Origin of the sequence: Wolbachia endosymbiont of Drosophila nikananu, assembly GCF_028981865.1 — a bacterium.
Taxonomy (GTDB): Bacteria; Pseudomonadota; Alphaproteobacteria; order Rickettsiales; family Anaplasmataceae; genus Wolbachia; species Wolbachia pipientis_B.
The window spans coordinates 1-9,711 of the sequence record NZ_JAPQLL010000031.1; the positions used below are offsets into that span (position 1 = coordinate 1).

Annotated in this window: 9 protein-coding genes and 3 pseudogenes; 7 read left to right on the top strand and 5 right to left on the bottom strand. The window is 35.1% G+C overall.

Features of this window, described 5'->3' with window-relative positions; translation table 11 throughout:
• Nucleotides 1-12 precede the first annotated feature (12 nt).
• A pseudogene (locus OZD67_RS06225) lies at nt 13-837 on the bottom strand (IS5 family transposase).
• A 33-nt stretch (nt 838-870) separates the two neighbouring features.
• On the opposite strand from OZD67_RS06225, the pseudogene OZD67_RS06230 reads away from it, so the two are divergent.
• A pseudogene (locus OZD67_RS06230) lies at nt 871-1,029 on the top strand (IS3 family transposase); the annotation flags it as partial.
• A 77-nt stretch (nt 1,030-1,106) separates the two neighbouring features.
• A complete protein-coding gene (locus OZD67_RS01950; protein WP_182183766.1) occupies nt 1,107-1,583 on the top strand; it encodes a hypothetical protein in 477 nt (158 codons plus the stop codon).
• Between the two features lie 71 nt (nt 1,584-1,654).
• Here the strand turns inward: OZD67_RS01950 and OZD67_RS01955 are convergent.
• Both OZD67_RS01955 and OZD67_RS01960 read right to left on the bottom strand, forming a co-directional pair.
• Nucleotides 1,655-2,189: pseudogene (locus OZD67_RS01955) on the bottom strand (DUF2460 domain-containing protein).
• A 191-nt stretch (nt 2,190-2,380) separates the two neighbouring features.
• A complete protein-coding gene (locus OZD67_RS01960; protein WP_182183763.1) occupies nt 2,381-3,139 on the bottom strand; it encodes a DsbA family protein in 759 nt (252 codons plus the stop codon).
• A gap of 270 nt (nt 3,140-3,409) precedes the next feature.
• Between OZD67_RS01960 and OZD67_RS01965 the strand changes: the two genes are divergently transcribed.
• From OZD67_RS01965 to OZD67_RS01985, 5 genes are all read left to right on the top strand, one after another.
• Nucleotides 3,410-3,562 carry a hypothetical protein gene (locus tag OZD67_RS01965; protein WP_010081826.1) on the top strand — a complete coding sequence of 51 codons (153 nt, stop codon included), beginning with the start codon at nt 3,410-3,412 and terminating at the stop codon, nt 3,560-3,562.
• Nucleotides 3,563-3,578: 16 nt separating this feature from the next.
• On the top strand, nt 3,579-4,652 hold the full coding sequence (locus OZD67_RS01970) for a Fic family protein (RefSeq protein WP_259346677.1): 1,074 nt from the start codon (nt 3,579-3,581) through the stop codon (nt 4,650-4,652).
• 87 nt (nt 4,653-4,739) lie between these two features.
• Entirely contained in the window at nt 4,740-6,227 is a 1,488-nt protein-coding gene (locus OZD67_RS01975) for a UbiD family decarboxylase (protein WP_182183760.1), read from the top strand.
• Nucleotides 6,228-6,270: 43 nt separating this feature from the next.
• Complete coding sequence (locus OZD67_RS01980) at nt 6,271-6,801, top strand: phospholipase D family nuclease (protein WP_182183758.1); 531 nt, start codon at nt 6,271-6,273, stop codon at nt 6,799-6,801.
• Between the two features lie 108 nt (nt 6,802-6,909).
• Nucleotides 6,910-7,452, top strand: coding sequence for a hypothetical protein (locus OZD67_RS01985; protein ID WP_182183757.1), 543 nt, complete (start codon nt 6,910-6,912; stop codon nt 7,450-7,452).
• Between the two features lie 99 nt (nt 7,453-7,551).
• On the opposite strand, the gene rnc is transcribed toward OZD67_RS01985, so the two are convergent.
• On the bottom strand, nt 7,552-8,250 hold the full coding sequence (gene rnc, locus OZD67_RS01990) for a ribonuclease III (protein WP_182183755.1): 699 nt from the start codon (nt 8,248-8,250) through the stop codon (nt 7,552-7,554).
• 90 nt (nt 8,251-8,340) lie between these two features.
• Nucleotides 8,341-9,408 carry a quinone-dependent dihydroorotate dehydrogenase gene (locus OZD67_RS01995; RefSeq protein WP_182183753.1) on the bottom strand — a complete coding sequence of 356 codons (1,068 nt, stop codon included), beginning with the start codon at nt 9,406-9,408 and terminating at the stop codon, nt 8,341-8,343.
• Between the last annotated feature and the right edge of the window lie 303 nt (nt 9,409-9,711).

Genomic DNA, 9,711 nt, shown 5'->3' on the forward strand with positions numbered 1-9,711 from the left:
AATAGACTTCTTTCAAAATTCATGTGAGAGCTCAAAATTGTGAATGGCAGCAATCAAATTAAATCTTAAACCAAAACGTTTTCGTCTATTTCTATACCTGTCCGAGATGATTTTAAACCTTTTCAATAAGCCAATTAAGTTTTCAACCATTACCCTTTGGCTAGAAAGAGCTCTGTTCTCTCTTTTTTGTTCTTTGCTCAACGGATTCTTTTTCGTTTTTCTGTGTGGTAATTCAACATTTTTATCTATCCTTTGCATTCCTCTGTAGCCAGCATCAGCTAAGATTTTAGTTCCCGGCAGCCTTTGATTCTTTAAATATCCGAAAATCGTGCTTCCTACCATTTGAAAAAGATGTACAAATGACCTTTTTACTCTTCTTCTCTGTTACTATTTGTGTTTTTATAGTATGCCTTTTTTTCTTTCCAGAGTAAAAGCGTTTTTGCTTTTTTTTGGCTTCTCTACTGGGGTTTCAGTTCCACCTATTACCAAAACTTCGTATTTTACACTACTATTTAATAGATCTTTTTTCCCAGGTAATGCAAAATCTGGATGTTTTATTAATGTGTCCTCTACCCACTTTACTATTTTAAAACAGTTACTTTCACTCATGCCATAACTTTGTCCTATATGAAAATATGTGCGATATTCTCTTATGTATTCCAGTGTCATAAGTAGCCTGTCTTCTACGCAAAGCTTACTTTTTCTCCCGCTTCTAGCTTTTTTTCTTCTGTCTTCCTCATCCAGAATTTCTACCATTCTCTCGAATGTTGCTTTTTTTACACCTGTTAAACGTCGAAATTTTTCTCCTTCTAACTCCTTTATTTCTTTATATTTCACCTTTCAAATATTTCATCTTACACTCCTTCTCTCAATTTTGAAAGAAGTCTACTTATTGATACCTCGCAACACTCTGCTCAACAAACTAGAACTGCCATATTTGAATACATAGAAATCTTTTATAACAAACAACATAGACATTCTACTATTAACTATTGCATTCCCGAACAATTTGATGCATCATTTTCATGACAAAAAAGTCTTAACTTTCTCTCTACTTTTTCTGGGTAAGGTCAACAAGTGTAATACGTCTTTTTTCTTTGCTATCAATGTATGATGATTACTTCTATTACAATGCTACAACGAGAGGAGGACGTATTACTGAGTGTGGCATATCTTTATACAATACAGTACCTTTGGAGCATTCTATACTTATTGATCCTTGCTTTTATTTCAAGCATGTTGTATTTGGCGATGATAATATCAGAAATAGGTTAGCTGAAGACTTAACTAAAGATAAAACAAAATTAGATATTTTCGTAAATGGAATTTTAGCAATAAGGAACTCGGATTTAGTATTATCTTATATTAACAAAATAGGGGGTCTGAATGAGGAAGCTAGAGATTCTGTTAATCGCTTACAGAAAAGCAACATGCTAGATAAAATCTTAAATAAAGATGATACAACACTTACAAAATTAGCTCTGAGGGAATTATTAAAGTCTTCTGTTTTACAAGAAACTAAGTTGGAGTCTCCTCAAGTTTCAAGAGTGGGGAATTGGCAATATTGTAGCATTGGCAGTTAAAATATACTGAGGCTCATTTAAATATGAGCCTCAGTATCGCTTAACTTTTTCAATCTATGGTAGCTAATAGCTTACTTCACTTCCACCAAGGGAATATTACTCCAGCTGTTGCTGCCGTAGTTATCAATAGAAGCGTTTAAGTAATCTGTGTCAAAGCGTACGGGTACATCAAATTCAAAGCTTGCAGTAATTGTTGTGCCTTTTGCTGGTGGTTTGATAAACGTGATTTCTCCCGTTGAATAGTTCACTGAATATTTTTTTGTTTCTTCATCATCTAGATAAATTTTTATTGTATCATACACTGGCTTTTTTATCATGCGTGTATGCTTGTCCTTTCCACTTATATAAGTTTTGATCAGTTGAAAAGTCATTAAAACGAAATCCTATTGCTTTACCTTTCCGCGCATGAAAAAATGTTATGAGTTCTGTTAGCTGCTCGCTTGACCTGACTCCATAAGCTATGTTGTACCTGGCACGTGCACGAGACCAATTGATGTTGCGCTGTTCACAACCATTATGAGTTGTTACAACGTCAGTGGAAAATTCCGGTCCTCCAGTAGACCCATAAGATATATTTTCTGGAAATCTAATTTCTGTAAATGACATATGTCCTCCTATGAAAGTAAAATAGTTTGGTTGAAGAAAATGTTGTAATTTGAAAGCGTTTCACATAGCAAATGACGCTATGGAAAGTGGATGAGACCACTGAGATAACACCTTAAATTGCTATCATACCCACAACCACTATACTCAGGTTCATTTGAGTTGTCAAGCAAAAAAATAAAATTTTATGGCAACTAGCCTTGTTTATGATTTAATTCATCTACTTTTTTACGTAATACATTCAAATCAGTTGCTCCTACAAACAGACTATCCCCAATTATTAAAAAAGGTGTACCACCTACTCCCAAATCTCTTACTAGGAGCTTACTGCCATTTATCATTTGCTCAATTTTGTCTGCATTATTTTTCATGGAACTATTAAAATCGTCCTCATCAATCCCTATACTTTTCACTATATCCAATATGCTTTCGCCTGAAAATCCTCCTTTGTGACTTAAAGCAGAATAGTGAAAGTCGAAATATTTTTCTTTATCAATAAAGTAAACAGCTAAAGCGCTTTTTGCTGCCCTTAAAGAGTCATTACCAAGTATTGGAGCATCCCTAAAGATATACTTAACTTTACCGTCGTTAATTAACTGTTTTATATCGTCTTTTATAGTCTTGCAATATCCACAAGAATAGTCAAAGAAACCTACAGCTATAACACTACTATTTTCATCTCCGGAGTAAGGATAAGTAAGGTCAAATATTTGATCCTTATATTGTGAAATTTTACTTTTGGTTACATTACCTCGAGCAGCGTAACTACTTTTAATCGACTCCTCTTTGAGAGTTTTTATGATCTTATCAAAATTTCTACTTATATAATTATCTAATTTCTCACCTATATAATCATCGCTTAGCATTTGGCTGCGATTTGAGAGCCAATTATTTATTATTGGCAAACTTGCTACTGCCAGTATAAAGATCAATAAAAACGATATTCTAGACATACAATTTATTTAAAAACCTACAACATAAAACTTTAGTACACATTTATCTGTATATTAAAAGAAGCATCTAATATTAATATATGAAAACATTTGTATCAAGTGTATTTTATAATCAGTTTTGCCTCAAATGCAGACTTTAACAATAAAAACTAAGCGCAAAACTAATCAGAAAGTTTAAGATGCAAACAGCAAAAGCGCGCGGAGCATAGATTTAAGTTGTTTGTTTTATTTCGCTGTGTATAATTTCAACAAACTCCGCGAAATAAACATATGAACGAGCCAATAATTGGTAGAGAAAAAGAAATAGCTATTCTACAAGACAAACTTCTTTCTCAATCAGCCGAATTTATTGCTGTTTATGGTCGGCGTCGTGTAAATGTTGTATTATCTGCATTTTATCAGCATAATATAGAAGTAATGTAATGCAGATATTATGCCAATGCCAAATTATACGATTACTTCTAAAATTGCTAATTGCCTTATGAGGATTGAGGCAGAAAAAGAAAAAGTGTTACATTTGCCACTCACTGTATCGATGCTCTCGTCCCTTCGTGAAACTGCACGACTTTATACCACACACTATTCTACTATGATTGAAGGAAATCGACTTGAGCCTAAACAGATTGAAGAGGTTTTAAGTGGTAAAAGCCACTTTCCAAAATATAGGAGAGATGAAAATGAGGTTAAAGGATATTATGCAGCTTTAACCCAAGTTGAACAATGGGCAGCGAGAACGATCCCTATTACTGAGAAAGCCATTCAAACGCTTCATGCCCTAGTAATGGCGAGTGGAAAATCTAAAGTGAAGCCAACCTCTTATCGTGATGGTCAAAACGTTATTCGTGATAGCCGTACACGTGCAATAATTTATATGCCACCTGAAGCAAAGGATGTACCAAAGCTCATGAGCAGTATGATTGATTGGATTCGTGACAGTGAGCAAGTGCCTTGCCCAATTATTGCAGGTATTGCGCATTATCAATTTGTAACAATTCACCCTTACTATGACGGTAATGGTCGTACTGCAAGATTGTTGACTACATTAATTTTACACCTTGGTGGATATGATCTAAAAGGCCTTTATTCATTGGAAGAATATTATGCTAAGAATCTAGGAGCGTATTATGAAGCAATCAGTGTAGGGCCATCGCACAACTATTATATAGGAAGAGCTGAAGCAGATATCACTAAGTGGGTGGAGTATTTCGTAGAAGGTATGGCAAATTCATTTGAGAACGTTTTACAACGTATAAATGAAGAAGAATACCACACTGATCAGACTGATCTTATACGTAAGCTTGATCCTAAACAACGCAAAGCCCTTGAGCTCTTCCAGGAGTTTTCCACTATTACAGCTAGTCAGGTTGGCGAACTATTTAATTTTAAGCCTCGTACTAGTGCGCAACTTTGTAAAAAGTGGGTGGAAATGGGGTTTATTGAGATTGTAGACTTTTCCAACAGAGGAAGAAAATACAAGCTTAGCAAGCAATATGAGGATTTGATCTCAAATTAACTGAAAGCTTGCTGGAAAGTGCATAGGTCAAATTTCAATAAAGTGCTTGAAAACTAAATGTAGACTTAAAGTTTTAAAAGCTGGAATATGTACAACAACTTACGCGACTTCATTAAAGCCTTAGAGGAAAAAAAAGATCTGATTAGGATTAAGGAGGAGGTTTCAACAGTTCTTGAAATGACAGAAATTCACCGTAGGGTTTTGTCAAACAAAGGGCCAGCTATAATTTTTGAGAATGTTGTTAAAGAGAATGGTAAAAGCTCGATCCCTGTTTTGGTGAATTTATTCGGTACTATTGAAAGAATTGCGTTGGGACTGAACATAAACCCTGATGAACTGAGAGATCTTGGTAAACTTCTAGCATTTTTGCAATCTCCTGAACCACCGAAAAACTTTAAGGATGCTATAAAAATGTTTCCTCTGCTAAAAGTCGTGTTATCGATGCGAAGTAAAGTCGTGAACAAAGCTCCATGTCAAGAGGTAGTGCTAACCGGAGATGAAGTGGACCTAAGTCTACTGCCCATTCAAACATGCTGGCCAAATGAACCTGCACCACTTATCACCTGGCCGATTGTGGTAACAAAAGGCCCAACGGAAGACAAGCAAGATAATTTCAATCTTGGAATATATCGTATGCAGGTTATAGATAAAAAAACGACTCTAATGCGCTGGCTTGCACATCGTGGTGGTGCAGGTCACCATAAACGATGGAAAGAGAAGGAACAAAATATGAAATTTCCTGCTGCTGCTGTGATCGGTAGTGATCCTGCAACAATTATTGCTGCGGTAACTCCGGTACCAGAAACATTGTCAGAATACCAATTTGCTGGGCTGCTACGCAAGAAGCCGCTTGAGCTTGTAAATTGTAAAACCATTCCCCTTCAGGTTCCAGCTCATGCAGAAATTGTTTTAGAAGGCTATGTGAGTTTAGATAGATATCAAGATGAAGGGCCATACGGAGATCACACCGGCTACTATAATTCTGTTGAGCAATTTCCAGAATTTAATATTACTGCAATTACTATGCGCAAAAATCCAATTTATCTCAGCACTTTCACTGGCAAGCCACCTGATGAACCATCAATTCTTGGTGAAGCGCTCAACGAAATCTTTGTGCCCATTCTTATCAATCAATTTCCAGAGATAGTGGATTTTTATCTACCACCAGAAGGTTGTTCATATAGAATAGCGGTGATATCGATAAAAAAGTCTTATCCAGGGCAGGCAAAAAGAATTGTTATGGGCATACTTTCCTTTCTAAAGCAATTTTTATACACGAAGTTTATTATCGTTGTTGATGATGATATAAATGTACGTGATTGGAAGGAAGTGATGTGGGCAATATCAACGAGAATGGACCCTGTGCATGATACAATCATGATAGAAAATGCACCTATTGATTATTTAGACTTTGCTTCCCCTGAAAGTGGCCTGGGAGGTAAGATGGGATTTGATGCAACAAATAAAATCCCGCCTGAAACCAAACGAGAATGGGGAGAGAAAATTGAAATGAGCGAAGAAATAGTAAGAAAAATCACGGAGAAGTGGGAAGAATATGGATTGACAGGTGATTAAATTATGATGTAGCCTATCGCCGTATATACGGGGGTGGGTTGTTGTGAGGCTTTTTCACTTTTTATTCTTGTTAATGTGTTTTTCTCTGTATTACTATGCGGGTTTTATATTTTTGCCCTGCCCAAAAGCTACGGTTTGCTTTTCACCTGGAGAAGATTGTGCTGTACCGATAATCAGCGTAATAGATCAGTCTAAAAAATCTATCTTAGTTCAAGAATATACATTTACTCTTGGAACAGTTGCAAAATCTTTGATTAATGCTAAAGAACGCGGTGTTGATGTTAAAGTCATCTTAGATAAATCGCAACTCTACTCAAAATATAGTGTTATAAATGAATTATTTTCAGGTGGAGTACCAATTTGGATCGATGATAAGCCAAAAATTGCTCATAATAAGATAATGATTGTTGACAATCAAAAAGTCATCACAGGGTCATTTAACCTTAGTAAGACAGCTGAAAAAGGAAATGCTGAAAATTTATTAATTATTACAGATTATCCTGAATTGATTCAGCAGTATGTGAAAAACTGGGAGGCACGAATGTTACAATCTTATAAATATGTTCCCAACTAATTGAGAGCGCTCGCTTAAAATCAGTTTTAAAAACAGCAAGGGAGAGCTCTTTGATTGATTAGCATAATGATTATGATATAATGAACTAGAAGTTTAAGGAATAAAGTAATGGATTATATAAATGATGCTGCCGGTAGCTACACTGCCATTCATGATTTTTTTCAAAACAACGGTGTTGGAGATTACAAAGTTCAATGCAGTTATGGTGGGGTGCCGTATGCTACTGATGAGTACGTGCATTCTGGCAATAAATTTTGGAGTAATAATTTCATAGACTCACATTTTGGCAGGGAAATAAAAATGTATCCTCAAAGTGAACTTTTAGCTAAAGAATATGCTGGAAATACGTTGCCAGTTTCAATATCACTAGATAAGGATTTAATAAAAATGAAGGAATGTCAGAAAAAAATGAAATTTGTGGAACTAGAAAGGGAGTCAGGTGATTTAGTGCATGATAAGCAAAAGTATGTAAAGTGTTACACAACAAAGCTATCATATGATGATGTACATATTTACAATAACGATAAAGTTTCAACATTTAGCATAAAATACGACGTGCCAAATGATTCGAAATACAGTTTAAATATAACATTTACAAAGGTTAATGATAATAAACCAGGATTTTGGCAAAAATTTAAAAACATGTTTTAACGTGACCATTCACTAGACTTCTTTCAAAATTGTTAGAGGGAGTGTAAGATCAAGTATTTGAAAGCATGAAATATAAGGAAATAGAAAAGCCTATTTTGCCTAAACTGAAGCATCTTTTCCAATTTTTTCTAGCATCAACTCAGCAGCTTTTTGTTCAGCAATCTTTTTACTAGAAGCGCATGCAGAAGCTTTACCATGATCTTCTATGCAAACTGATATAGTAAATTCAGGATTGTGCGCTGGTCCAGTGTGTTTTACAAGCTCATACTCTGGTAAAGGCAATTTTTTTTTCTGAGTCCACTCTTGCAGTGAGGTTTTAGGATCTTGAGGGGGGTCGAGCATGCCTTTAGCTAGCTTTTCCCAATATTGGGTAATAAATTTTTCAACATTTTCAAGTCCGCCATCAATATAGATTGCACCTATTAGTGCTTCAAGCGAGTTTTCTAAATTTTTTAGATTACATCTCCCTCCATTGCAGCGTTCACTATTATTCATGATGATAAAGCTGCCTAATTTTATTTCTTTAGCAACATTAGCAATGGTGTTGCCACAAACTAAATCCGTCTTTCTTTTTGCCAATGCTCCTTCTTTTTCTTCAGGAAATAGTTTAAACAGTATGGCAGATACGACCATACTCAAAACACTATCGCCCAAAAACTCTAGTCTTTCGTAGCTTACAATTTGGTTTTTGCTATTCCTTTTATTTACGCTTGGGTGAGTTAGTGCCTCTTCTAATATTGCATAATTTGTAAATTTATAATCAATGATCTTAGATATTGCATCATTCAAACTCTTCATACCCATTATTTAAAAGAAAAGCACTTTCTACTACCTTTATACCAGAGAATTAGTTTTATTTTATTAAAATAATACCACCAACTTCCAAAATTAATGTATACAACCCACCACCTCACTAATGTTGCTAAATCCATCTCTCCTTATTAGTTCCGCAAGTTCTAGATTAATTTTGTTTACAACTTGAGGTCCGTGGTATATGAGAGCAGTGTATAACTGCACCAAAGAAGCTCCTGCCTTTATTTTTTTATATGCATCAACACCACTTGAGATTCCTCCGCACCCTATCAATAATATTTTGCCCTTAGTAAATTTGTACATATCGCCCAATAACTCGGTTGAAAGTTTGAACAGTGGTTTGCCACTCAACCCGCCACTCTCATTATGGTGGGAATGCAGATTATCTCTACTTACCGTAGTGTTGCTTACTGTTAATCCGTCAATCTTATATTCCAACGCAAGCTCAGCGATATTTTCTTTCGTTTGCTGATCTATATCTGGTGAGATTTTTAATATTATTGGTATAGATTTAGAATTATCAATTGATTTGCGGATGGCTTTCAACAAATTCGATAATTCTTGCTTATTGTGCAGATTGCGTAAATTAGGCGTGTTTGGAGACGAGATGTTCAGCACTATATAATTGCTTTTTCCATATACCATCTTTATTAAATTAACATAATCACTAATTTGGTCTTTCGATGCACTATTTTTTCCTATATTTATGCCAAAAATGCAGTCATCAAGCTTGGTTTCATCTATTTGTTTAAGAAAATAGTCTATTCCTTTATTGTTAAATCCCAATCTGTTAATTACCCCTTGATCTTTAATTAACCGAAAAATTCTTGGTTTTTTGTTTCCATATTGTGGATTACGAGTTACAGTACCAGTTTCAATAAACCCAAAACCAAATGAAAGCATAGGTCTTATAATTTCTGCATTTTTGTCAAAACCTGCAGCCAGGCCCACGGGGCTTCTGAGCTTATTACCAAAAAAATTCACACTCAAAGATTCTGGCAGCTCTATAGGATTCTTATAAGGTATTTTCTTTAATGCCATGATTGCCAAAGAGTGAGCAACTTCAGGCGGCAGTAAAAACAATAAATTACGTAATATCATTTTGTAAAACACTTTGCTTATTTTTAGTTTATTTTTTACCATGCAACACTATAAGAGTATAACCATAACTTGAAAAGAAATTAGACTTCTTGCATAACCATATAACATTGGGAATAGAAACAAAAAACTTACTTGACAAGCCTCGCCAGCCCCCTTATCATGATAGTGAAGGTATTCAGTTATCTTCATCTGTGCAGATTAAACAGCAAGAAAACAACGTAGTTGGCGTCTTATTTTTAATTTTTTGCACTATGTGCACCTTATATCTTCACAACATTTCTGGGTTTTTACCTACATAAGCTGAAACGCGCTTATAAGTCGTTTAAGACAGTATAGTACGCCAAT